Annotated in this window: 21 protein-coding genes and 1 pseudogene; 12 read left to right on the top strand and 10 right to left on the bottom strand. The window is 42.6% G+C overall.

Going from position 1 to position 23,877, the window contains the following annotated elements:
- Window positions 1-19: 19 nt before the first annotated feature.
- Window positions 20-367 (top strand): hypothetical protein, encoded by a 348-nt coding sequence (locus tag HWQ43_RS11770; protein ID WP_292733257.1) that lies wholly within the window; start codon window positions 20-22, stop codon window positions 365-367.
- A gap of 80 nt (window positions 368-447) precedes the next feature.
- Here the strand turns inward: HWQ43_RS11770 and HWQ43_RS11765 are convergent, their stop codons facing one another.
- From HWQ43_RS11765 to HWQ43_RS11740, 6 genes and pseudogenes are all read right to left on the bottom strand, one after another.
- Entirely contained in the window at window positions 448-654 is a 207-nt protein-coding gene (locus HWQ43_RS11765; protein ID WP_094349821.1) for a phycobilisome linker polypeptide, read from the bottom strand.
- A gap of 222 nt (window positions 655-876) precedes the next feature.
- On the bottom strand, window positions 877-1,365 hold the full coding sequence (gene apcB, locus HWQ43_RS11760) for an allophycocyanin subunit beta (protein ID WP_069068902.1): 489 nt from the start codon (window positions 1,363-1,365) through the stop codon (window positions 877-879).
- Window positions 1,366-1,422: 57 nt separating this feature from the next.
- The gene (gene apcA / locus HWQ43_RS11755; protein WP_094349823.1) at window positions 1,423-1,911 is read right to left on the bottom strand and encodes an allophycocyanin subunit alpha; all 489 of its coding nucleotides are present in this window, start codon (window positions 1,909-1,911) and stop codon (window positions 1,423-1,425) included.
- A gap of 399 nt (window positions 1,912-2,310) precedes the next feature.
- Window positions 2,311-5,604, bottom strand: a pseudogene (locus HWQ43_RS11750) (phycobilisome rod-core linker polypeptide); the annotation flags it as partial.
- 647 nt (window positions 5,605-6,251) lie between these two features.
- Window positions 6,252-7,013: a 2-phosphosulfolactate phosphatase gene (locus HWQ43_RS11745; protein ID WP_292733252.1), complete on the bottom strand. Its 762-nt coding sequence runs from the start codon at window positions 7,011-7,013 to the stop codon at window positions 6,252-6,254.
- Between the two features lie 155 nt (window positions 7,014-7,168).
- Window positions 7,169-7,840, bottom strand: a complete 672-nt coding sequence (locus HWQ43_RS11740) for a hypothetical protein (RefSeq protein WP_292733249.1) — start codon at window positions 7,838-7,840, stop codon at window positions 7,169-7,171.
- Between the two features lie 507 nt (window positions 7,841-8,347).
- Between HWQ43_RS11740 and HWQ43_RS11735 the strand changes: the two genes are divergently transcribed.
- Complete coding sequence (locus HWQ43_RS11735) at window positions 8,348-9,529, top strand: class I SAM-dependent methyltransferase (protein ID WP_292733246.1); 1,182 nt, start codon at window positions 8,348-8,350, stop codon at window positions 9,527-9,529.
- Window positions 9,530-9,602: 73 nt separating this feature from the next.
- Here HWQ43_RS11735 and bioB read toward each other — a convergent pair whose 3' ends face one another.
- The gene (gene bioB, locus HWQ43_RS11730) at window positions 9,603-10,610 is read right to left on the bottom strand and encodes a biotin synthase BioB (protein ID WP_292733636.1); all 1,008 of its coding nucleotides are present in this window, start codon (window positions 10,608-10,610) and stop codon (window positions 9,603-9,605) included.
- A 391-nt stretch (window positions 10,611-11,001) separates the two neighbouring features.
- On the opposite strand from bioB, the gene HWQ43_RS11725 reads away from it, so the two are divergent.
- The 5 genes from HWQ43_RS11725 to HWQ43_RS11705 all read left to right on the top strand — a co-directional run bounded on the left by HWQ43_RS11725 (window position 11,002) and on the right by HWQ43_RS11705 (window position 14,989).
- The gene (locus HWQ43_RS11725; RefSeq protein ID WP_292733243.1) at window positions 11,002-11,238 is read left to right on the top strand and encodes a hypothetical protein; all 237 of its coding nucleotides are present in this window, start codon (window positions 11,002-11,004) and stop codon (window positions 11,236-11,238) included.
- Window positions 11,177-11,749, top strand: coding sequence for a GNAT family N-acetyltransferase (locus tag HWQ43_RS11720; RefSeq protein ID WP_292733240.1), 573 nt, complete (start codon window positions 11,177-11,179; stop codon window positions 11,747-11,749). The genes HWQ43_RS11725 and HWQ43_RS11720 overlap by 62 nt, the downstream gene beginning before the upstream one ends.
- A gap of 197 nt (window positions 11,750-11,946) precedes the next feature.
- Entirely contained in the window at window positions 11,947-12,402 is a 456-nt protein-coding gene (locus tag HWQ43_RS11715) for a hypothetical protein (protein WP_292733237.1), read from the top strand.
- Between the two features lie 471 nt (window positions 12,403-12,873).
- On the top strand, window positions 12,874-14,331 hold the full coding sequence (locus tag HWQ43_RS11710; RefSeq protein ID WP_292733234.1) for a YdiU family protein: 1,458 nt from the start codon (window positions 12,874-12,876) through the stop codon (window positions 14,329-14,331).
- A 127-nt stretch (window positions 14,332-14,458) separates the two neighbouring features.
- Window positions 14,459-14,989, top strand: a complete 531-nt coding sequence (locus HWQ43_RS11705; protein WP_292733232.1) for a pentapeptide repeat-containing protein — start codon at window positions 14,459-14,461, stop codon at window positions 14,987-14,989.
- A 92-nt stretch (window positions 14,990-15,081) separates the two neighbouring features.
- Here the strand turns inward: HWQ43_RS11705 and HWQ43_RS11700 are convergent, their stop codons facing one another.
- Window positions 15,082-16,791 (bottom strand): ABC transporter ATP-binding protein, encoded by a 1,710-nt coding sequence (locus HWQ43_RS11700; protein ID WP_292733230.1) that lies wholly within the window; start codon window positions 16,789-16,791, stop codon window positions 15,082-15,084.
- 279 nt (window positions 16,792-17,070) lie between these two features.
- On the opposite strand from HWQ43_RS11700, the gene HWQ43_RS11695 reads away from it, so the two are divergent.
- From HWQ43_RS11695 to HWQ43_RS11675, 5 genes are all read left to right on the top strand, one after another.
- Window positions 17,071-17,307 (top strand): type II toxin-antitoxin system Phd/YefM family antitoxin, encoded by a 237-nt coding sequence (locus tag HWQ43_RS11695; protein ID WP_292733228.1) that lies wholly within the window; start codon window positions 17,071-17,073, stop codon window positions 17,305-17,307.
- The gene (locus HWQ43_RS11690) at window positions 17,304-17,714 is read left to right on the top strand and encodes a type II toxin-antitoxin system VapC family toxin (RefSeq protein ID WP_292733226.1); all 411 of its coding nucleotides are present in this window, start codon (window positions 17,304-17,306) and stop codon (window positions 17,712-17,714) included. Before HWQ43_RS11695 ends, HWQ43_RS11690 begins: the two co-directional genes overlap by 4 nt.
- 244 nt (window positions 17,715-17,958) lie before the next feature.
- On the top strand, window positions 17,959-18,294 hold the full coding sequence (locus tag HWQ43_RS11685; protein WP_292733223.1) for a DUF433 domain-containing protein: 336 nt from the start codon (window positions 17,959-17,961) through the stop codon (window positions 18,292-18,294).
- Window positions 18,294-18,440, top strand: a complete 147-nt coding sequence (locus HWQ43_RS11680; protein WP_292733220.1) for a hypothetical protein — start codon at window positions 18,294-18,296, stop codon at window positions 18,438-18,440. The genes HWQ43_RS11685 and HWQ43_RS11680 overlap by 1 nt, the downstream gene beginning before the upstream one ends.
- Window positions 18,441-18,464: 24 nt before the next feature.
- A complete protein-coding gene (locus HWQ43_RS11675) occupies window positions 18,465-18,659 on the top strand; it encodes a hypothetical protein (protein WP_292733215.1) in 195 nt (64 codons plus the stop codon).
- Between the two features lie 129 nt (window positions 18,660-18,788).
- Here HWQ43_RS11675 and HWQ43_RS11670 read toward each other — a convergent pair whose 3' ends face one another.
- Complete coding sequence (locus HWQ43_RS11670) at window positions 18,789-19,784, bottom strand: PRC-barrel domain-containing protein (protein ID WP_292733213.1); 996 nt, start codon at window positions 19,782-19,784, stop codon at window positions 18,789-18,791.
- A 199-nt stretch (window positions 19,785-19,983) separates the two neighbouring features.
- The gene (gene smc, locus HWQ43_RS11665; RefSeq protein ID WP_292733210.1) at window positions 19,984-23,643 is read right to left on the bottom strand and encodes a chromosome segregation protein SMC; all 3,660 of its coding nucleotides are present in this window, start codon (window positions 23,641-23,643) and stop codon (window positions 19,984-19,986) included.
- Window positions 23,644-23,877: the final 234 nt, after the last annotated feature.

Raw genomic sequence — 23,877 nt, 5'->3', positions numbered from 1 at the left:
TGCAAGTCGGGATATTCCGATGGTTGTCTCTTACACAGAAGCACAACTACAACACGGCACAATGTACTTTAATGATGCCCGTGGATTGCATCAAACAGTAAGAAGGAAAACTGAAGGTCTAAGAATTTCAGTAGATTTCCGGTTCCGCAGGAAATTCAATGAAGCTTACCGGGCAATGGTCGCACCTAATATTGGTGGTATTGAAGAAGATATGAGCGTGCCATATCAAGACTGGCTGAAGGTTGGGAAAGAAACGCTAATTGTGTTTGATGAAACTGTTGAACACACTAAGAATATACAGAATCCTGATGCTCCAGTTCCACTTTATACTCGCGGGTATCGCCTTTTAAATATGTTTAACTTTTGATTTGCAAAAATCTAAGCCATAAAAAAGAGGTCTTTCTCGACCTCTTACCAATTCCCTAAAATAATATTCTATTTACAGAATTAAGACAAGCCAGTATTAGCACCTTGCTTACCAGTTGCCAGTTCTACTTTGATGATTGTGCCACCTGCTTTTTGAATACGTTGCTGTTCGCGGAACCAGTTCTCATAAGGAACTAACTTAGTAAAGTAAGTATTTTGCAGTTCGCGTTGGGTACGAATTCGGGTTTGGCTTGGAACTAGAGCAGTAATTTTAAACAAACGGGACATATTTTGAAAATCTCCTTTATACCTTGTGAAAACTTTTTTATCTCAAAATCTTGAGTGCAAATCTTTTAATCATTCAAAGGCTGGAAATCAAACATCAATACTAGACCACCAACACTCATCACTGATAATTTACCAAGATAAGCAATATAACGTTCTAGCACTCACGGTTGATTTCCAGACCTTAATAAAGCCGCACCTAAATTCTTAAGCGCAAACTAGTTCTTAGCTTAAGCCAGAGGAGATATAGTCTAAGTAAACGCCCATTTCCTTACCAGCATCAGAACCTACCAAACTGGCGGTTACTTCTTTGATTGCTTGGATAGCTTGTACGGTAGCACCGACGGGAACGCCCAAGGAGTTATAGGTTTCCTTCAAGCCATTGAGCACACGCTCATCTAGGATGGAAGGATCGCCAGCCAACATAGCGTAGGTGGCATAGCGGAGGTAATAGTCCAAATCACGGATGCAAGCAGCATAGCGGCGGGTGGTGTACATGTTGCCGCCGGGACGGGTGATGTCAGAGTATAGCAAAGATTTTGCTACAGCTTCTTTGACGATCGCAGCAGCGTTAGCGCTGATGGTGCTAGCAGCACGTACCCGTAGTTCGCCAGTAGCGAAGTAGCCTTTTAGCTTTTCTAAAGCAGAAGAGTCAAGGTATTTACCTTGAACGTCTGCGGAGTTAATGACAGCGGTAATTGCGTCTTGAGCCATGTTGTTAATTCCTTATTTCCAACCGTATTGCAATATCAGTAGGTAAACAGCTTCACCCTATCCTAGAAGGGCGCCAACTAGGTAGTCGAAGTAGCCACTAGCTTCACTAGCGTCATCACCAGAGAGCAATGTCGAAGCTCCATTCTTCAGCCCACGGATACCTTCAGCAACACCATCGATAGGAGTTCCCAAGGACTTGTACAGTTCACGGGCACCAATAACACCAATTTCTTCGATGGGGGTGACATCACCAGCAACGATACCGTAGGTAACGAGGCGGAGGTAATAATCTAGGTCACGCAGACAAGTAGCAGTCAATTCTTGACCGTAAGCGTTACCACCAGGAGACACAACATCAGGACGCTTTTGGAACAGTTGATCGCCAGCTTGCTTAACGAGCCGTTCGCGATTTTCTGACAAAACTTGAGCAATCCGCACACGGCGCTCGCCACTTGCAACAAAGGACTTGATCCGATCTAACTCACCAGGGCTGAGGTAGCGGGCTTCTGCATCAGCATTCACGATAGCTTTCGTGACAATACTCATTAATGGATTCCTCCAATACGAATGAAACCAGGATTTGATTAAACTGGTGCGACTTTGAGTTTGGTTTACTGAGTTTGTTTTTTCGTCCTTTTAGATACAACAGTTTTACAACTGATACGGCTAAAAAATTACGAGTTTGCTTGAGTCAACATTAGTACACAAGCTTTCAAACTCAGTTACCTTCCGCAAAACATTTTCCGGCATTCTGTTGAGCATTTATGACTGCTCTTAATACTTTGTAATATTGCTTTTCAGAATTTACTGTTCTAATTGCAATCTGAGAGCGGTATTACGAAAGGTTAAGAAGGGGACAGGGGAAAGGTTACAGGGGATAGGGAACAGTAAATAATCTGTACCCTATTCCCTATTCCCCCGACTCCCTACTTCTTAATCAACCGCTACACTGCCGAGGTAGTTACCTACTGGCAAAGATGGGAAGCGATTGTAAGGTACAACATCTTCACCGAAGTAGCGGCTATATTCTGGACTGTCGACTATTGCTTCTACAGCAGCTGACAAACCACTATCGGCTAGCAGCTTGTTGTACTGGCCAATTTCTTCCTGAGTTGCGGGTGTACGCCCCAACAGATGGCGGAAGAGGAACTCAATGACCTTGGCATGAGGATAAGGTGATAAGAAGCGCTGACGATAGATTTGTGAACTAGCTAGTTCACGCACAAACTCTCGCACGGAAATTTCACCATTTTGGAGTTTGCTATCTAGGTCAGTGCGACGGAAATTCTCAGGCACTTCACCGCTAAATACATCCAATACTTGACGATAAATGGCGTTGATTGCCTGTTGTTTTTCGCCTTGGTTGGTGTTTTCTGTTAGACGGTAAATGCGTGCATGTTTACGCACACCCATGTCCACGGTTTGTCCGCTAGCATCGTTGTAGGAACGACCTAGTTCAGCAAAGGATGGTTTACCATTTGTTTGTGCTGCGATATCTGCGATCGCCTGTACCAAAAGCGGTGTATCGTTACTAACTCCGACACGGGCTTGTACTGGTTTAAAGCTTGGTACAACAACGTCATCGTTTTGCTTGGTCAGCTGGTTGTACAGCTTCTCCGTATTCGGGAAGTTTGCCGCCGGGAGGGTCGGGAAGCGACGGTAAGGCACCGTATCTTCACCAAATACCTGGTTATATTCCACACTATCTACCAAAGCACCAATAAAGGCACGAATACCTTGAGTAGCCAAAATCTGGTTATATTTGCGGATTTCTGCTTGGTCTAGTGGCGCACGTCCCAAGAAGTGTTTGGTTCCCAACTCAATCACTTTGGTGTTGGGGTAAGGTGTGTAGAACTCTTTCAGGTAGAGGTTAGAGTAACCTAAACCTTCAATAAATTCCTTCACACTAATTTCGCCATTACCCAGCTTGCTTTCCCATTTGGTAAATTCGTTTTTGGCGATGTAGGGTGCAATATCCCGCTCAAATATCTGACGATACGCAGCGCTAATCAAAGTTTTGACTGCAACTTTGTCACTGGTATTGGCCACCAGCTTGAAGATTTTGGTCTGTTCCCGTTGCTTGCTGACACCTTGGTTAATGCGGAACTGAATATCTGGTTCTGACCGCTTTTCTGTCACTGTACCCAGTGTCACAAAGCTTGGTATTACTTCCTTCTGGACTTTTGCGGCAATATCATCACGAATGCTACCAACGCGTAATTGTCGCCCGGATACACCGCCAGGAGTCAAATACCGTTCGTAAGGAATTGTATCTTCACCAAATGCTTCGCTGTATTCTACGCTGTTAATAATGGCATCAACGACGGCGTAAAAGCCCTGTTTAGAAGCAATGTCAAAGTACTTGTTGATTTCTTGACGACCATAAGTCGGACGACCCAACAAGCGGCGGTGAATATACTCGATCGCTTTACAAACGTACAGCGATGACCAGTACAGATTGCGGAATACATCCGACTTAGCCAAAGCACGGATAAACTCGCGTACAGAGATATCGCCGTTTTCCAGCTTGATTTCCAATACCTTCGGGCGCTGGCCTTCGTAAAGATCGCGACCGAAAACTTGCAGGTAAGCAGCTTTAATCAATGCTTGCGTGGAGCTTTCGGAGAATCTGACGCTAGAATTTTTGGCAGCCTTTTTACCTCTAGTACCAGGCAGCTGATCTAACTTGAACACCTTAGGCCCAAGAGTACCAGGAGCTTCACCTCGCGCTCTGGGATTACTATTTTGGTTATTAATCCCTGCTCCTTGGTGAATCAGGATGCGTTTGGTATCCTTACTAAAAGGAGCCGGACTGGTACTGGGGTTGCGAGTTTCTTTCGGGAAAATCGCCCCAAACTGAATTTCCAAGGGGTCGTTACCAGAACCGTAGGGATGTTGATCTGGTAGCGGTTGCTCGTAAGCTGCAAATGTAGTGATGAACTGAGGTATCTTGCGGAAAGGCGCACTGTAGTTAAACAGGTCTTGCTGCGGCCCCCAGTTGCGACATTCTTGGGCTTCTTGACCCAGACCCCGCAGGTAAGGTACTGTTTCTTCACCAAAATAGTCGCTGTATTCAGCAGAATCTACTAAGGCATCTACTATGGCTGGTAGACCACCGTTAGAAATAATCGAGAAGTATTTCTGTACTTCTTCGCGGCTACTTGGCCCCCGTCCTAAAATGTGACGGAAAGCTAGTTCGATGACTCGGCTGTTAATAAAAGGCTGGTAAAACTGTTTTTGGTAAAGGGGAGATTTAGCTAAACGACGGACAAACTCTTTTACAGAGATGTCGCCATTTTTAACCTTGGATTCCAGGTCAGATATGGATAAGCTATAAGCACGGGTAATGTCGCGCTCAAAGATTTGCCGATATGCAGCCTTGATTACCTCATTTTTTTCGCTACTTGATAACCCAGTCTTCATTACAAACTTAGGACGCCGTTCTGCTGCATTAAAGTAAATTTGCGGCAGTTGTAACCCTTGTTGGTCACTAGAAGGGCGTTGGCGGACTTTGTTTGAAGGTGTGGCTGCTTTGAATTCTGTTAACAAAACATCCATGTACTGAGACACAATTTCTGTAGCCTGAGCATCGTTGCGGAAAAATGAAAGTGCCCCAGCTTTGATTTCCTGTAAAGCTACTAGCGTTGCTTCACCAGAGCAGGCATTTTCAATGATTTCTCGCAAACCCCTTGTATTCACCGCTATGATGTTGGGGTCGCCAGCAACGATCGCATAAGTAGCGTAGCGTAAGAACCAGGATAAATCCCGCAAGCTCTTGGCCATGTTGCTTGGGCCATAACGAGCAATGTTAATTGGTCTGAAACCTGCGGGTGTCGGGCCGCTAGGTGATGAATTAAATATTGAGCGTAAATTTTCTAGGAACCCACCACGACTTTCAACGTAGGTTACGGTTCCTAGTCTAAGGTCTTCTCTAACATCTTTACCACCACCAGCGGTTACTAGTTCTGCTTCTCTGGGCTTTTCTAAAAAAGCCATTGGCGAACCACCGACAAAAATCCGGTTGGCAGCCCGAGACACAATAATCTCGGCATTGTCTGTCAGCGTCTGAGAAATTTCTAGACGCTTTGCACCAGATGCAAAATAGCTTGCCAGTTCATTTAGTTCACCATTTCCCAAGAAGCGGTCTTGCTGCTCTGCTTGGATAATTGTGGCTACAGTTAGAGTTTGATATAGTTGCGGACGCGCAACCGAGCTTCCACCACTCGCCTTAACACTCATCGGATTTGTAAAACTCCCATCATAAGCGTTTATATGTTAAGTCTGGATTGTTTTGAGGCTTGACACATCGGTGTGTCTATGCTTTATGAGCTTGAGAGTGTTGCCTGCAAAACTGCCAGTAAATTAACCCAGTTAGCTTTTAGATTAGAACGTTTTGCGTTCTCAAGGCGGATTTATTAAGAAGTATGTAGAACCTGTATCTTAAATGTCTCCAGTCTTAAAAGTGCATACTCCAGATTGTCTGAGATTAAGTCTAAGTTTTGTAACTAAGTAGTAGGTTGGGAACTGTTTACTGATTTCTTTTTGATTTCAAGGCAGATGCGCTTCTTTACGAGACGCTACGCGAACGCCTTCTTGCAGGGTAAGGGCGCAGAGATCAGCCCAGAAGCACGCAGATAAGTTGCTACGAATAAATAAAATATTATACTTAGTTATGGGATAGTAGTTATTAGTCGATTTTAAGTTATTTTTGCTACTGGCAAGCTCATATTCACAACTGACACCGCACGGGAAGTAATTCCCAATTTGTAGTGGTTTAATCTGCAAAGAGTCAGTATTTACATATAGGGGAAATACTATAAACAAAAGTTGTTAATTTAACTATTTTTTCAATACTACGCTATCTGCGATCGCAGTTATTTTGGCTGTCAATCCGGCAAATGCGCTTCCAGACTAAAAACATCAACTGTCTGTTTTACATAAGCATTATCAGTAAATAAAGGCACGCAATCACTTACGTTATAAGCTGCGGACAGTTCAACATCAGACTCAAAACCTTTTTCAATCAACTCTTTACCCGAACTGCATTTTTTCAAGTACGCTATTAAATCGTGCTGGAAAGCCTGAAATGTTGTCACAGCAACTTCGGCTTCTGGTGATAAACTGCCATGTAAATAACTGAGAATTGCCCCAGCACCAATTAAATCTTCAAATGCAGGGCGGAGGCTACCATCTTCCTTCCACCTTTCACCGGCAGTAATCACAGTGATTTTATCACCATACTTTTGAGCAAACTGCGCTACAGCTTGGCAATTTCGCAAACAACCAGCCAAAGTTGGGGTAGTTCCAGTATGTAAAGTCAGAAAAGAACCATTAGGTGAAGGTAAAACTAGTCTAGTTCCAGCAGGAATCTGAGTCACCGATTTTGGCGAGAGAGAATATCCAGTTGTAGTCCAACGTTGTCTATGACTTGCTAACTCTGCTTGTACTGACTTGGCATAATCTATGGCTAATTCATTTTTCATTGCGTAGGGAAAAATTACCGCGCCGTTGTTGGTGGCAATTTCCACGCAAGTAGAAAAAGAGAGAACGTCAACTATTACAACTACATCACTGATAGAAGCGAGTTGAGCAACACCTTGTGGTCCCCATTCACAGCGTAAATTAAACTCTAATTGCTTGTAAATCATTGGAGCGATCGCAAAAGACAATATGATAAAAATTAAACCATAGATAAGTAAGGCAGTGTAAATAATTCAAGGTTTATACTCAACATAAAGCGTGCTTATTTTAGTATAAGATATCCATACAATTTGAACCTGTGAAACTCATATTAAAACAATAATCATAGATGATTTATTATCCATGTCTCTAATTGTTTCCAAGGTATTATTACAAGGTTATTTTCATTAATTTTATCTACATTGATATCATGCCAATATGACTTTCTTACTTTTTTTGCTATTACTATTTCAATACCATCTCTATTGCTAACTTCCAATTTTTTGCTTGAACTCAGTATAATTACAGTCTTATTTGATACCTTATCTAGTAAAACTAATGCTTTCTCTCCTTTTTCAAAACATGCATATGACCAACCTATATACACATTAAACTTGATATTTCCAAAGCAATCTGATTCAAATTCATCCTGTTGTCCTTTCAAGATGGCTAGGGGTTTTGCAGTGACCTTTGCACCTCTATTTTTCACAGATATAACTTGTATAAAAGCGATCAATTTTGCAGATCGGCAATCATTTAAAAAAGTATATGGGCCTGAGATTTGATATTCTTCTTTGAAGTCAAGATAATATTTAGGTAATAGCGATTCTTCTAACTCAAAATCTGGAAAAAGTGGGTCAGTTATCAATTGGAATATCTCACTTAATTCGTCATAATATTCATTCAGGCTGCGACAATATTCAGATGTATTTTTAGGGCTAGATTCAATAGAATATTTTAGTTGCCTTAAAATGTTTAAATCATTTTCTGGGAGTTCTGCATAATATTGAAACATTAGCGATCACTCAATTTTAAAATGGTTACAGATGTTCAAAGACCAATTAAAGTTAAATAATTTGTACAATCTTAACAGTTTTGGAGAAGATCCTCTCATCTTAGCGCAACACATACTTGTTGTTATTTAGATAAATGCGTATCTCATGTATTTTAGCTTGCTTGTTACTTTCAGGACTAAAACCTTACTATCAAATCTGGACAAAACTTAAATATAAGGCTTTAATCTAAGATTAGGAATTGTAAATTAGATAAAAATTTAAGAACAAAAATCTCATGAATCTAGTTGTAAAAATTTTCAGTGTGTTGGTTAAGCTTGAGCAAAGATATTACTTTGTAGATTAGGAACATACAGACTATTAGCAGCACAAGAACAAATTTTATGCTCCTTATAAACGCGAATTTACTGACTTTGCTGTTGGATAAGTAGTAAAAAATAAGTAATAGTAATCTTTGCTCTAATCAGCCACTATCCGCTAAACTCAGAAATGCTGCGTTATTCCTCATCATGTCCGATTCCCAAACCGTTAGTGCTGCTGTTGCCAAACTCTACAATACTTACCCCTTTCCGCCGGAAGCCCTGTTAGATGAACCACCTCCAGGCTATAACTGGCGCTGGAATTGGCTAGCTGCTCATAACTTCTGCACCGGTCACAAGCCCCAAAAGCAAGATATTCGGATTTTAGATGCAGGTTGTGGTACTGGTGTGGGTACAGAGTACCTAGTTCACCTCAATCCTCAAGCTTCTGTTGTGGGAATTGACCTCAGTACAGGCGCTTTAGCGGTAGCCAAAGAACGTTGTCAACGTTCAGGGGCTAACCGCGTTGAATTTCATCACCTCAGTTTGTTTGATGTGGAACAGTTGCCGGGTGAGTTTGATTTAATTAACTGTGTTGGTGTTTTGCATCATACTCCCGATCCCATTCGCGGGATTCAAGCTTTGGCGAAGAAGTTAGCCCCAGGCGGCTTAATGCACATTTTTGTGTATGGGGAATTGGGACGCTGGGAAATTCAACTCATGCAAAAAGCGATCGCACTTATTCAAGGTGACAAAAAAGGCGACTACCGCGATGGTGTCCAAGTTGGGCGACAAATATTCGCTTCTTTACCAGAAAATAACCGAATTGTCAAATATGATAAACAACGTTGGTCGCTAGAAAACAACAAGGATGAATACTTTGCTGATATGTACGTTCATCCTCAAGAAATTGACTACAACATTGAAACGCTGTTTGAATTAATTGATGCTTCGGGATTGGAATTTATTGGTTTCTCGAATCCGAGTTTCTGGGATTTAGAGAGACTTTTGGGTAAAGCACCAGAGTTAGTAGAACGGGCAAAAGAATTGAGCGATCGCCAGCTTTATCGCCTGATAGAATTATTAGACCCAGAAGTAACTCATTACGAGTTTTTCCTCGGTCGTCCTCCTTTAATCAAAGGTGACTGGTCAGAGGATAATGTCCTCCTAGCAGCGATTCCCGAACTTAATCCTTGTCTTGAGGGATTTCCCAGTCAATGTTTCTTTAATTACGATTACCAGATAGTTAATTTATCTGTAGCAGAGTTTGAGTTTATGCAAAGATGTGATGGTAATTCCACAGTTGCAGAGATATTGACAAATGTAGAACTGGAATTAGATGGAGTAAGAACCCTCCTCCAACAGCAGTTGATTTTATTGACACCTGCTTAGGGAATTCAAGTAAAAATATCCAATTATTTATTGTGGGACAGCCGAAAGGCCCATCCCACAATCAGATATTTATCTATCCTACAACAGCCGAACTTGCTACCTTCTCTTGTCTTTGGGAAGGCGGACGCATTCCCAAACCAAGTAAATTCAGCATTTCTCGGTCAGTATCGTAATCTGGACAGGGAGTTGTCACCGTCAACATCTTGTTGTCGTCGCTGGAAAAGATAGAATTAGCTCCTGCCATAAAGCAGAAAGCTTGCTCAACTTGAGAAAGTCTCGCCCTACCGGCACTAAGACGCACATCGGAAGCTGGCATTAAAATTCTGGCTGTGGCAATCATCCGCACGATATCCCAAATGGGGACATCAGGCTGATTTTCTAAGGGTGTACCCGGTACTTGTGAGAGAATATTAATTGGCACAGACTCTGGATGGGGATGTAAGTTTGCCAGAGTTTGTAACATGCCAACCCGGTCATCGACTGTTTCGCCCAAACCCAGGATACCGCCGGAACAGACAGTGACATTTGTCTGACGGACATTCTCAATTGTGTTCAAGCGATCGCTATATGTCCTTGTGGTAATAATTGTGCTGTAATATTCCTGCGAGGTATCTAAGTTATGGTTGTAGGCATAAAGTCCCGCTTCTGACAATTTTCTGGCTTGATTTGCCGTCAACATACCCAGAGTGCAGCACACTTCCAAACCCATTGCAGTCACATCCTTGACCATTTCCAGGACTTCCTCAAATTGTGAGTTATCCCGCACTTCGCGCCAAGCAGCACCCATACAAATGCGACTAACACCAGTTTCTTTAGCTTTCTGGGCGATGTTAACTACCGTTTCTTTTTCTAGGAGTGCTTGCGCCTTTACCTCTGTTTTATAGCGAGAAGATTGGGCGCAGTAGCTACAATCTTCTGGACAACCTCCCGTTTTGATAGATATGAGCTTGCAAACTTGTATTTTTGTTGGGTCATGATATTGGCGATGCACGCTAGCAGCTTGATAAATAAGCTCTAGCAATGGCGTATTGTATATCGCCCGAATCTCTAATTCCTGCCAATCGTAGCGTATTCCCACCACATCACTATCCTTCTTGTAGACTGGGTTAATCAAGAGCTGTTTTTTGCTTGAATCTGCTGCGGTACAGCGTTTAGGCAAAGCGATTTTATCGAAGTTATGCCGCGCACTGTGCTTTATCATCCATTGGCTCTCAATCCTTCCGCTCTAGATATTAGACATCAGCTTATCAAGATTTTGGTTGAATGGCAGATTAAGAGCAAAAATACTCACTCTATCTGTTGTAAAGGGCATTGGGCATTCAATACTTCTCGGATTTTGGGAAAAGGGAAAAGAAAAAACCTTTAACCCAAACCCAGTAACCTTTTACCAAAACCCGATTCCGAATTAAAAATGCCTAACCGAGAAGTATTGCATTGGGCATTAAGTACTTGTACTGAGCTTTGCCGTTGGCGTGGTAAGAAAGCTTTATCGAAGTGCAGCCTCTCCAATAGTTGTATTAAACATTAGCAAGACTTATCTAACTGGTGTGCAAATTCTATTCCCCCTAGCTGCTAAACCACAGGTTATGAGAGAATTTATAAAATTTAAAGAATGTTTTGGCAAGAATCCCGCCGATTTAGCAATTTATGATATCAGAACTGCCAATAATTGCAAGCGATCGCCTATTATTACGAGCAGCGATCCATGAAGATATACCTCAAATTATCAAATACTTCATTGATAACAAAACTTATCTCACTCCATTCTATCCTCTTTGGGCTGATGGTTTTTTCACTGAAGAATATTGGCAATATCAGATAGAGAATAGTTTTCTGGAATTTATTAATGGTCAATCGTTAAAACTATTTATTTTTACCAAAAAAAATCCCACTGTAGTTATTGGAACAGTCAATTTTAGTAATTTTGTCCGAGGAGTAGCTCATTTTTGCTATGTGGGATATAGCCTTGCTGAAAATAAACAAGGTAAAGGCTATATGACAGAGGGGTTAAAATCTGCAACTCAATATCTATTTCAAGAGTTAAATTTTCACCGAGTTATGGCTAATTATATGCCTCACAATCGGCGCAGTGGTAATGTCCTCAAAAGACTCGGTTTTGTCGTTGAAGGATACGCTAGAGACTATTTGTTAATTAATGGCCAATGGGAAGATCATATTTTGACAAGTCTGACAAATCCTCATTGGAAAGCACCTAATTAATACTCTAATATCTATATAAAAATTAATTTTATATATCAATTGTGAATATCTACACATTCATAGTAAATTCATAATAACTACACAACAACTCCACAAGCAAATGCAATAGTAATATTTGTTCACTACTAGGCTCAGTTATTAAGGTTAGCTTTAGCCGATGTGTTCAATTTTATTAAATAGTTGAGGAGTTTTTTAAAATGCTCATTAATTCTATAAAGCGCTTATCTGTCTTTTCTACTATCTTTGCTTTTGCTACCATCTTAAACGGAGTTGTCTTGGCAGCACCAGGCCCAAATCCTACCACTACACCAGTCTTAAAAACTCAGACTAGTGCTGCATCACACCAGCCAATCAAACTCACACAGCAACAGCGGCTACAAATCCAAGTTGCTCGCCAGCAAAGAGATAAAGATATTGAGGCTCTATTAAACCCGTCCCAAGATACTAAATTTAAGGCGGCACTGCAATCCCGTCAGAGAATCAGAATAGTGTTAAAATCTTTGGATCTGAATCAAGATCAACAGAAACAGGTTCAATCAATTTTGCAAGCTTATAACCTGCAAGTGAAAAAAATTCTAGCTTCACAGGCATCACAAACAACATCAAAGCCAGTAGGAATTGCTGCACCACCATCAGAACCAATTAAAAAATAAAAAATCAGCTTTATTTAATTAAGATTAAGTTTCGGAAGACTGGCGGATTTTATCCAAACTTCGGTTGAGCCAGTCTTATTTTTTTTATTGCAAAACTTTATTTATTCTAAAATAAGGCAAGAGCAAAGGATTATAAATGAAAACTTTAGTTTTGAATCATTCGCTTTAAAACAAGAATTGTCTCGACCTGAAAGTGTCATAAGATACAAAAGAGTCAGTGCAGTCTTCTTCTTTAGCGCTAGCCTCTCCTTTTGGGAGAAGGGAAGACGCTTGTCGTAAGATGTCCGAAGGGCTTCGTACTTGCTTCTAATTCCACGCTTTTAAACGTGGGTTACTCCTGCCTCCTGAAGCGTTCCAGATTTTGATGGCGGCGCTGCCATATTTTAGATATGGGTCGCTTTTTGCGTCTATGCTGATGATGCTGAAGCCAGAGGTAGTATTAAAGGAAGAATGAATTAAGCTTTGCTCGTAATGACTCTGGCTGAAACCCCAAACTACAAGAATTCTAGCAATCCTTTTCTCACCCTCAACTACGAAAGCGCTTTAGAATCTCTAGGCGATGACTACTATGATGAGGTTGCAGCGGCGGAATTTCCCCAACACATCCTGCGTTGGCGTAACGATGAACTATTACCCCGTTTCGGTCTAGACCCCCAAGTAGTCAAAGACGAAGATTTCATCGCAGCCTTTGGCCAATTTCAGGGACGCAAACCCTTGTTAGCTCTGCGTTACCACGGCTATCAATTTGGTGAATATAACGGACAGTTGGGTGATGGTAGAGGCTTTCTCTACGGGCAAGTACGCGCCAATGATGGCAAATTATACGATTTTGGCACTAAAGGTTCTGGGAGAACGCCCTACTCCCGTGGTGGCGATGGTATGCTGACGCTCAAAGGTGGAATGCGGGAAGTTCTGGCTGCGGAAGCATTGCACTACTTGGGTGTACGTACTTCGCGCTGTCTGAGCATGATTGAAACAGGTTTACCACTCTGGCGGGGCGATGAACCTTCGCCTACCCGTTCATCTGTGATGATTAGAATGAGCAGTTCTCATATTCGGTTTGGCACTTTTGAGCGACTGCACTATTTCCAGCGTCCAGATTTAACTAAGAAGCTGTTAGACCACGTAATTGAGCAGTATTATCGACACTTAAATGCTGAAGAAGATAAATATGCTCTGTTTTACGCCGAATTAGTTAAACGGGTTGCAGAACTAGTAGCGCAGTGGATGGCGGCTGGCTTTTGTCATGCAGTGTTGAATACTGACAATATGTCGATTACTGGAGAGAGCTTTGACTATGGCCCTTACGCATTTATTCCGAGTTATAACCCATCCTTTATAGCTGCGTATTTTGACTATTATGGGCGCTACTGTTACGGTAATCAACCAAGTATTTGCAAGTTGAATTTACAAATGCTCCAAGAACCTTTAAAGGCGATTATCGATAAAGACGAAATGGAAGCTAGATTAGAAATGTTTGATGAGTATTATCAAGCTGAATACAGTTCTTTGATGTTGAAAAAGTTAGGTTTTTCGGAGTTGCCACATCCACAAGCTACGGAACTGTTGAATCTAACTATTGAATTTTTGAAAGATAGCCAAGTTGGTTATCACCAGTTTTTTTATGAGATGGCTCGTACTTTTTCTTCAAAATGGCGAGATGAACCAGGTTTTGTGATGAATAATTCAGATATTGTGCCAGTACCGGGTGCATCTGGAATGTTTGATGATTGGTGCATACTATATCATAAAATTTTGAACGATTTTGATAGCGGACGCACCGATATAATTGCCCAAACTCTAGCTGTTAATAATCCCAAAACGGTATTATTAAGGCCTGTGATTGAATCTGTTTGGGAAGCAATTGCCCAGGAAGATAATTGGCAGCCTTTTTATGAGTTAATCAAGGCAATTCAGTCTAGGAAATAGTTTATAAGGGGCATTGGGCATTGGGCAATAATTAATAGTTCTTTTTCCCTTGCTCCCCTTGCCTTCCCTGCATCCCCTGCCTTTAACTAATATATTTATACGTGTTAGTTAATACGGAATTTGAGTTATGGATATTGAAGAAATGTTGGATAGGTATGAAGCGGGAGAAAGAAACTTCGCTTGGAGTGTTAATTGCAGCAGAACTGGTTTATTCATGAGAGCGGTTGATCTGAGTGGGGCTGACCTGAGCGGGATCAACTTGGAAGAAGCCTTTTTGGAAGCTGCTCACCTGGACAATACCAATCTCACTGGGGCTAATCTCAGGGGAGCCTATATGGAAGGAACTCAGTTGAATGAAGCCATCCTTAACGGCGCTAATTTGAGCGAGGCTAGAGGTGGTCAAGCTAACTTCATCAATACTTCCTTTGTCAATACCAACTTGAGCAGAGCCGAAATGTACCAATGCGGTTTTGATGGCGCTAATTTCAGCCATGCTATTCTCAGGGATGCTTTCGTGAACTACTCCTTTTTCGATGGCGCTAACTTCACCAATGCCGATTTGCGTTCAGTCGAAGGCTTCCATAACATTCGTAAAGCTATTTTTAGTAATACCATTATGGAAGATGGAAGTATTTGGTACGACAGTATTGGGTATTGAATACATAGATACTCATTCTTCTAACTCAAAAACCGATTTTGTGAACTCAAAAACTAATTCGGTTGTCTCAAAACCTCGAACTTCCCCTACCTTTAACTAAACTGTTGGGCATAAAACCGCGCATAGCGACGCTCTAGGGCTAATAATTCTTCATGGGTTCCCGATTCGACAATTTGTCCCTGTTCGATAACTAAAATACGATCGCACCGTCTCACGGTCGATAACCGGTGAGCAATAATAAACACCGTCCGTTTCTCCATCAATCTTTCCAACGCTTCTGACTCAGAATCTAATGCTGATGTAGCCTCATCCAGAATCAAGATTTGGGGATTGAGCAGAACAGCACGAGCGATCGCAATTCTTTGTCTTTGTCCTCCAGATAAGTTTACCCCACGTTCGCCTACCCAAGTCTTATAACCCTCTGGTAGTTGGCTAATAAATTGATGAGCATTAGCAATTTTCGCCGCCTCTTTAACTGCTTTTATGTCAAAAATATCTTGTCCAAAGGCGATATTTTGAGCAATCGTCCCCGAAAACATGATGGTTTCTTGAGGAACAATCCCAATTTGCCGCCGCAGACTATGCAACTTCACATCCCGAATATCAACATCGTCAATGAATATTTGACCAGCTTCGGGATCGTAAAAACGCGGGAGGAGATTCACAAATGTGGTTTTACCAGCACCAGAAGCACCCACAAGCGCGATCGCTTCACCTGGTGATACCAATAAACTGATATCTTTTAATACAGGTTCACCTGGTTTATAGGCGAAGGAAATATGACGATATTCTACTTTGCCTTTGACTGGAGGGAGAGCGATCGCATTTGCTTTTTCGATCGTCGTCGGCTGAATTGCCATCAATTCAAAAACGCGGTCAACAGATGCTTCACCCTGCTTAAATTCGTTGTAGTTGTTAGTAGTGTGACCAATGGGATCAATTAATAGCGCCGCCGCCGCCAGATAACTGAAAAAATTCGCCACTGTTAAGTTACCTTGGGAAATTTGCCACGCTCCCACAATCAGTAACGATAATGCACTTAAGGCTTCCAAAAATCCGATGATGGGAATCTGGATTGCTTTCAGGCGTTCGGCTGAGTATTTTGCTTTGAGGCTGCGTTCTGCTTCATGGCCAAAGCGGGCAATTTCGTAATTTTCGGCAGCAAAAGCCTGTACCAAACGAATACCGTTGAAAACTTCCGCGAGGATGGCTGATAAACCCGACACGCGATTTTGACTTTTTAAGGAATACTTGCCCAAGCGTTCGCCAAACCAGCCAACTAAAATACCCATCAGTGGCGCAACAATCACCGTTGCGAATGTCAGTTGCCAATTTAGGTAAATCATGTAAATCGGAATTGCCACCAACTGCAAAATGCAGGGGACAAAGTCGTGAAATACTTTATTTACCACTTCACCAACTCGGTCAACATCTTCGGTGAGGCGGTAAGATAAATCACCAGCTTTTGCAGTTTCAAAATAGCTGAGATTTAGCTTTTGAAGATGTGCGTAGACTTGCTGGCGGAGATGGAAAGCAACTCTTAAAGAAGCTTTCGCCATATACATATCTTGTATAGACTGAAACAAGCCTCTGACAAGAAATACTAAAGCACAGCTACCAGTTATTTGAGCGATCGCTACTACATTACCTTGGGCAAAGGGAATTGCCAATTTACCGGCGAGATTAATTAATACTAAAGTCGCCAGCACGTATCCCAAGATCCCAATCAGTCCCCTGGCGATGGTTTGCCACTGGAGTCGGATATAAGGCAGCAGTTGCCAGTAATTAGAACGCGTTTTCAAGCTCGAAAGTCCACAGCGATATTTTACTTTGTTTGACGCTAGCAGTTTTTAGTGAGTTTCTGAACACTTAACTAATTAGTTACAAACTGTTTTAGCGTTGCTCCTAGAGTTAATTGTTCATAAGTAGTAGATAGATCCATTTAATTGCAGTGTGACAGTTCTGGGTGTGGAATCCCGGATTTAACCTTGTTTTGAATATCGCACCGCCCTCATCACCAATGCCGTCACAGGTAAAATAGATGTGCGCCAAGTCCCCATCCGCTAACCCCAGAACCTACCATGACACAAATCACCCTTTCCGATCTCCCCGAAACCGTCCAAACCCTACTCAACCAAGCCCAAAAAACAGGCGAACCCCTCACTATTACCCAAAACGGTATCCCCTTCGCCATCATTTCCCCCATCAAGAAAAAATCCCTCCTGGAAACCCTTTCCACCCTTGAACCACTGGACGAAGACTTTGCCGACGTGGACGAAGGATTATTACCCTTAGATGATATTGAGTTTTCAAAATGAGTTCTTTATACTTGTTAGATACAAACATCATTTCCGAACTAATTAAAAACCCCAGAGGAGTGCTATTTTCAAAAATTCAAGATGTCGGAGAAGACAAAATTTGTACAAGTATTATAGTAGCTTGTGAATCAAGATTTGGAGCTAGAAAGAAGAACTCCCAAAAGCTCATAGAAAAACTTGAAATAATTTTGGATAGTATTGAAATACTACCCCTAACTCATCCTGTAGAGCAATATTACGCAGAAATCCGCACTGATTTAGAACAACAAGGTAAACCGATTGGAGCTAATGACTTATTAATTGCTGCCCATTCTTTAACCCTTGGTCTAACTATCGTTACCGCCAATATTCGTGAATTTTCCCGTGTTCCTAATTTAAAAGTAGAAAACTCGCTCAAACCTCGCTAAAATCAGAAATATCTAAAAAATTAGCCCTCTCCTTGTTAAGTAAGGAAAAGACTGAATTAATCTTAATAGCGCTTCTCGTTTGCGTGAATTGCACCCGTAGGGGCACACAGTGCCGTGACCGCAGTTTTTGGGGAGTTTCTGAACAGTTAACTAATTAGTTACAAACTGTTTTAGCATTCATCATAGAGTTTCCCGGTGTTCTTCTATGATTGAAGTGAAATGTTCATTCGAGCAATCTTGCTTTATGAAACTGGAAGAGTATTTCAACGCCCTTGCGCCAGATGACATCCGACTCAAAGGAACCCGGATTGGGATTGAGAGCATTCTTTACGAGTATATCTATCGCTCTAAAACACCGTATGAAATTGCCGAACAATTTCATACGGTGACGTTAGAACAGGTTTACGCCACGATTTTGTATTACTTGCATTATCGCTCAGAGGTTGAAGCGTATCTGGTAGATTGGTTGGAATTTTCCCGAATCATGCGCGAAGAGCAACAGCAAAATCCGTCTCCTGCCAGGATGAGGTTTCGGCGGATGCAGGAAGAAAACGCTCCAAAGCAGTTACAGGAAAGCTAATGGCAATTCGGTATCTGTTGGATGAACATTTGAGTCCTATATATCGTTCTCAACTTGTGCGGCGCAACCCTGAATTGGTTGTGCGAATCATTGGGGATTTAGATGTTCCACCCAAGGGCACTCCAGACCCAGAGATTTTGATTTAGTGCGAAACCAATGGATTTATTTTAGTGACGAATAACCGTAAGTCGATGCCCGGACATTTGGCTGACCATTTAGCTTCAGGTCGCCATATCCCTGGAATATTTACCATCGATGCAAACCAAAGCATCGGACAAACTGTTGAAGAATTAATCATCATTGCGGAAGCTTCGTTTGAGGATGAATACCAGGATCGAATTGAATATCTACCCCTGAGCCGATAGCACATTCTCCACTCCCTCACTTATCCTCAAAAATTAGCCCCCTCCTTGCCTGCAAAGAGAGGGCTGAATTTATCAGAGAAATAATTTGTAATTTAAGCCGAAAATTACGAATTACGAATTACGAATTAATTAATATCCGCCTTCTTCTTCGTATTCTGGCTGTCTTTCCTTGACTTTCTTGGGAATGTTCACAGGCTTCGGTGCATCTTCCCAAGCATCGCCGTCTACGTCGTCATAATCATCATATTCGTCAACGTATGGCTTGCTATAAGGCTGGGCTTCATATTTTAGCGGCTGCGGTTGTTGATACCTGTCGTTGCCCGTTGCTTCGCTCCAGTTATCTTCTTCCTCATCTTCTTCGTATTGAATAGATTCATACTGCCGCGCCTTCATTACTTGACGTTGTGGCCTTTCCTCTTCCACATAGTCTTCATTCCATTCTTCTTCCCGCGCTACGGGTTCGGGAGCGCGAACTTTTTGCCTGGGTGGCTGCAATGGCACTCCGCTAGGCAGTTGATTCCCTGGTGCAACTTGGCGTGGTGGAGTATAGCCGTATTCTTCTTCTATATCTCGCTCCCACGGTGCTTTGCCGATACCCAGGCGCTCTAGTAAACCAACTGTCAACTGGTTTACTCGTTCTTCGGCTCCCTCAAACACAATCAACCGATTGGGGCCAGTGCTGACAATTTCATCTACTGAGAACTCGTAAGTACTCAGAAATTGATCGGGAATTTGGGGCAATCCTAAAGAAGCAATGACTATAGATTCAAGCTTCCCATTTTCACCGTTGAACTTGAAGCCCCGAACTTTGCCTAAGACTTCACCTGTTTCTGTAATTACTTCCCAGTTAATCAAATTACTGAGAGATTCAACTTCGATATCTTCAATGACATCTTCGTTATCAACCAGGATGACATCACCAATCTGGCTGATGTTGTTGAGGTACATATAGCGCGGTATGCCCGAAATGGAGATCAGGCTGTCTCGCAAACCAAGAGCCACAACCTCTCTTTGATCGATATCAACCCAGACTTGACTGATGATGCCTAGCCGCTTGCCGTTGTCGCGGGTAATCACCTGGGTATTTAATATGTCGGAACGCCTAATTATCTGTTCGGAGGTCATTCTATACCGAGTCCTGATCTCGAATCCGGTTTAACGCGATGTGCGACTTATTCTTGGAACCCCTCTCCAAACCTCTCTCACAGTGGACGAGAGGCTTTGATTTTTGCTCTCTTTCGCTGGTAGGGAAGGGGTTGGGGGTTAGGTTTGAGAGAAAGTCGGACATTACGTGGTTTATCTATACACTATTATTAACAAAAACTCAAGCAGATGTATTGGATGATTGTAACTTAATCCCCAAAACTTGAGTGTAAGCTCCTCGTGCTTGAGTAACGCCAATTGTGCGTTCGGCTGATTCTATCATCGGACGACGCAAACTCACAACTATAAATTGCGCTTGTTGTGACTGTTGTTTAATCATTCTAGCTAATCGTTCTACGTTTGCTCCATCTAGGAACATATCTACTTCGTCAAAGGCGTAAAATGGCGATGGACGGTAGCGTTGCAGGGCAAAGATAAAGCTCAAGGCTGTGAGTGATTTTTCTCCCCCAGACATGGAAGCTAGGCGCTGTACGGGTTTACCTTTGGGATGTGCGACTAAATTTAGTCCACTGCTAAAGGGATCTTCGGGATTTTCTAGTTGCAAGAAGCCGTCGCCGTCGGAAAGAATGGCAAAAATTGATTGAAAGTTTTCGTTGACAGCATCGAAGGCTTCTTTAAAGGCAAGTTGCCGCAATGTGGTAAAGTTTTCAATCCGCAAAAGTAGTTCGGTGCGTTCCCCTTCTAGTGTCTCTAATTTTTGTGTGAGTTCCTGGAGACGGTTTTGGGTGCGTTCGTATTCTTCCAACGCCAGCATATTTACAGGTTCCATTGCCTGTAAGCGTTTGGTAAGCGATCGCAATTCTTTCTGCAATTCTTCCAAATCTACCTGATCTGGAACTTCCGGCAACGGATTTGGTAATTCTGCTCCCACATCCCGCAATTGATTTTGCAGTGCAATTACTTCCTCGCGCCGCTTCTCTTGGGTTTCTTGGAGTTTTTGGATTTCCCATTCCAATTGTTGTTGGCGTAAAAGATGCGATCGCACTTCTAGTTCTGTAGCGTCGCGTTTTTGTTTCTCTTCTCCCAAATTTTGCTCCATTTGATTTAACGATAAACGGGTTTGGGTGATTTGGTCGTCTATCGTTGTGATTTGTGTGGAGACGCGATGAATCGCATCTCTACAAGATATTTGTTGGGTTTCGTATTCGGTGATTCGCGTTTCACCTTCTTGGATTTTTTCTTGCAAACGTTGTTGCTGATTTTCTAAATTTTTTAATCTTTGTTCCGCTTCCCGTAACGCTGTTTCACGTTGTTGCAATTGTTGCTCTTGAATTTTAATGGTTGCCTGGATTTGTTGCCATTCACTAGGGGTTTGGGATGCTTCTAACTCTGCTAAGGCGTGTCGCAATTGTTGCAACTCATTTTCTTGCCCAGGTAATTCCCGCTCTAAAATTTCTAATCGAGATTGAGCAGTGGCAAACTTTTCACTGTTTTGGGTGAGTTGCGATCGCGTCCCCTCTAATTGCGCTGTTAAACTCTTAATGTCTTTTTGCAACTGCTCCAATTGCAACTGCTGTTCGCGGCGCGCCTGACGCGCTTCGGTGAGTTCCTGGGTGAGTTTTTTGGTTCTGGCTGACAAAGTAGCGATCGCTTCAGTACAACGCTCTAAAACTCGTTCAATATCCACTAAGCGAGTTTTTAAAGCGATCGCTTCATCAGATTCTCCCGCTTCCGCATTGCCAAACCGCAAGGACGAACGCTGGGTGTTACTACCACCAGTCATTGCACCGCTAGTTTCCAGAAGTTCCCCGTCTAAGGTGACGATGCGATACAGCCCTAAATTTTTTCGCGCCGCCTCCAGGTTGGCGAATACCACCGTGTTCCCGAAAACATAGCTGAAAACATCTTTGTAACGGCGATCGCAATCGACTAAGTTAACAGCATAGTTCACGAAGCCGCTAGCGAAACGCAGCGTTGCATCTTGAGTAAATTTGGGAGCGTGAATTTTATTTAGCGGTAAAAAAGTTGCTCTCCCTGCACGTTTCTGTTTGAGCAGTTCAATACCCGCTGCGGCGATGCTGTCATCTTCCACCACAATATGTCCCAAGCGTCCACCAGCAGCCATTTCTAAAGCTAGCTGATGGCGGGGTTCCACCTTTCCTAGCTGCACAACTAAGCCACAAAGTCCAGGCATTCCCGATTGTAAAATGACTTTACTAGCTTGGGTTCCTTGGACTTCTTGCTGTGCTTGCGCTTGCGCCTCGATTTTATCCAACTGGCGTTGTTTTTCTCGTTGTTCAGAAAGTAACCGTTTTTGAGTTTCCTGTTGGATTTGCAGTTCTTGTTCTGTGGCTGAGAGATTTTGGGCTAAGTTTTGGATGGGTTCGCTAGAGGTGTTAAATTCCGTTTCAACTCCACTACACTGAGTTTGTTTTTCTGCTAATAGCGGTTCGTCGCGTTCAATTAACTGGGTTTGCTCTTGGATAAGCTGCTGTAACTGATTATTGCGTTCCCTGAGTTGTGCTTGTTCGGTGCGTTGCGGTTCTAGAGTATGCAGCAAAGCTTCAATTTGACGATTGAATGCTGTTTGTTGCTGCACCCAGGCTTCCGAAGCCGAGGCGATTTCTGCTGCTGCTTCGCGGGAACTTTCTAAAGCTTGCTGCGCTTCATCCCTTTGTTGCTGGGAAGACGCGATGAATCGCGTCTCTACAATGTGTGTTTCGGCAATTTCTTCTAGGGAATGACGGTGTTTTTGAATCTCTTGCTGATTTTGAGCTAGACGTTTGGCAGTTTCTTGGGAAGCTGTTTGTAATTCGGTTAGCTGACGCTGGAGTTGTTTACGTTCTGCTTCTTGGGTAGCGAGGGTAGATTGTACTGCCAAAAGTTCCTCTTCTCCCAAGGCTTTCACATGGGCATTGAGTTGTTCCAGTTCCGCAGTTTTTTCAACAATTTGGGAATTGAGGTTTGTGAGTTGGGTAGTGAGTTCAGTAAAATTGCGATCGCCTGTTTGAATTTCATGAACTAATTTTTCTTGTTGTGTTTGTAGCGATCGCCATGATAAAACAGCTTCCCAGGATTGTTTTGCCAGAAATTCCGTGCGGAGTTTTTGATATTTCTCAGCTTTAGCCCGATCTTGGGAAAGGCGATCGCGCTGTGCAGTTAATTCCGTTTCAATAATCCGACAGCTATCTTCCTTTTCCTTCACCTCATCTAAAGTTGATTTGGCTTGGACAATTTTGCGATCGAACGCCGCCACCCCAGCTAATTCATCAATAATTTCCCGCCGTTCCCGCGCATTCATCGAGATAATGCTGGTGACATCCCCTTGAAGCACCACATTGTAGCCTTCAGGATAAACCCGTAGATTACTTAGTTCCCCATGCAACTCTGTTAACGTGCAAGGTACACCATTAATATAGTAATTCGATGTGTAAGTCCCTTGGTGAGTGACTCGTAGCCTTCTAGTAACACTCCACTCATCCAATTTTGGATTTTGGATTTTGGATTTTGGATTTTCTTCCTCTACTTCCTCTGCCTCCCCTGCCTCCTCTGCATCCCCTGCCTCCTCTACTTCCTGCCTTTGTGCCTTTGTGTCTTTGTGTGAAATTTCATCCGACAAATCAAATGTCACCGTGACGCTAGCCTCAATCGAAGCACGTCCTTTTGCCGTTTGAGTGTTATTTACCAAATCTGGTAAGCGTTCGGCTCGCATTCCCTTAGAACTGGAGAGTCCCAGGCAAAAGAGCAGTGCATCTAAGATATTGGACTTACCCGAACCATTTGGCCCAGATATGACAGTACACCCCGGTAGCAAAGGGACAGAAGTATTGCCACCGAAGGATTTGAAGTTCGTAAGTTCCACGCGCTTGATGTGCACCATAGGCGCTGGTTCCCTGGGCTAATGAAGAACAAGTGTATCAACTAATTAAGAATTCGCAAGAGGGTAAGGGGGAGAATTGGAAATTATAAGTAGACGCGTTGCAGTGAGTCTGCAAGCTTCACTCAAAAGGCTTACCGCAGGTGATCGCTCAGTCTACAGCGAAAATTTTGATGCCGCAAACTGACCATCAAATTTTCCCAGAGCAGATAATATCATGTCCGACTAATTACTTGT

Origin of the sequence: Nostoc sp. JL31 (genome assembly GCF_017114965.1) — a bacterium.
Classification (GTDB): Bacteria; Cyanobacteriota; Cyanobacteriia; order Cyanobacteriales; family Nostocaceae; genus Nostoc; species Nostoc punctiforme_A.
The sequence above is the reverse complement of the archived record's forward strand: the minus strand, read 5'-3'. Positions and strand labels throughout refer to the sequence as shown.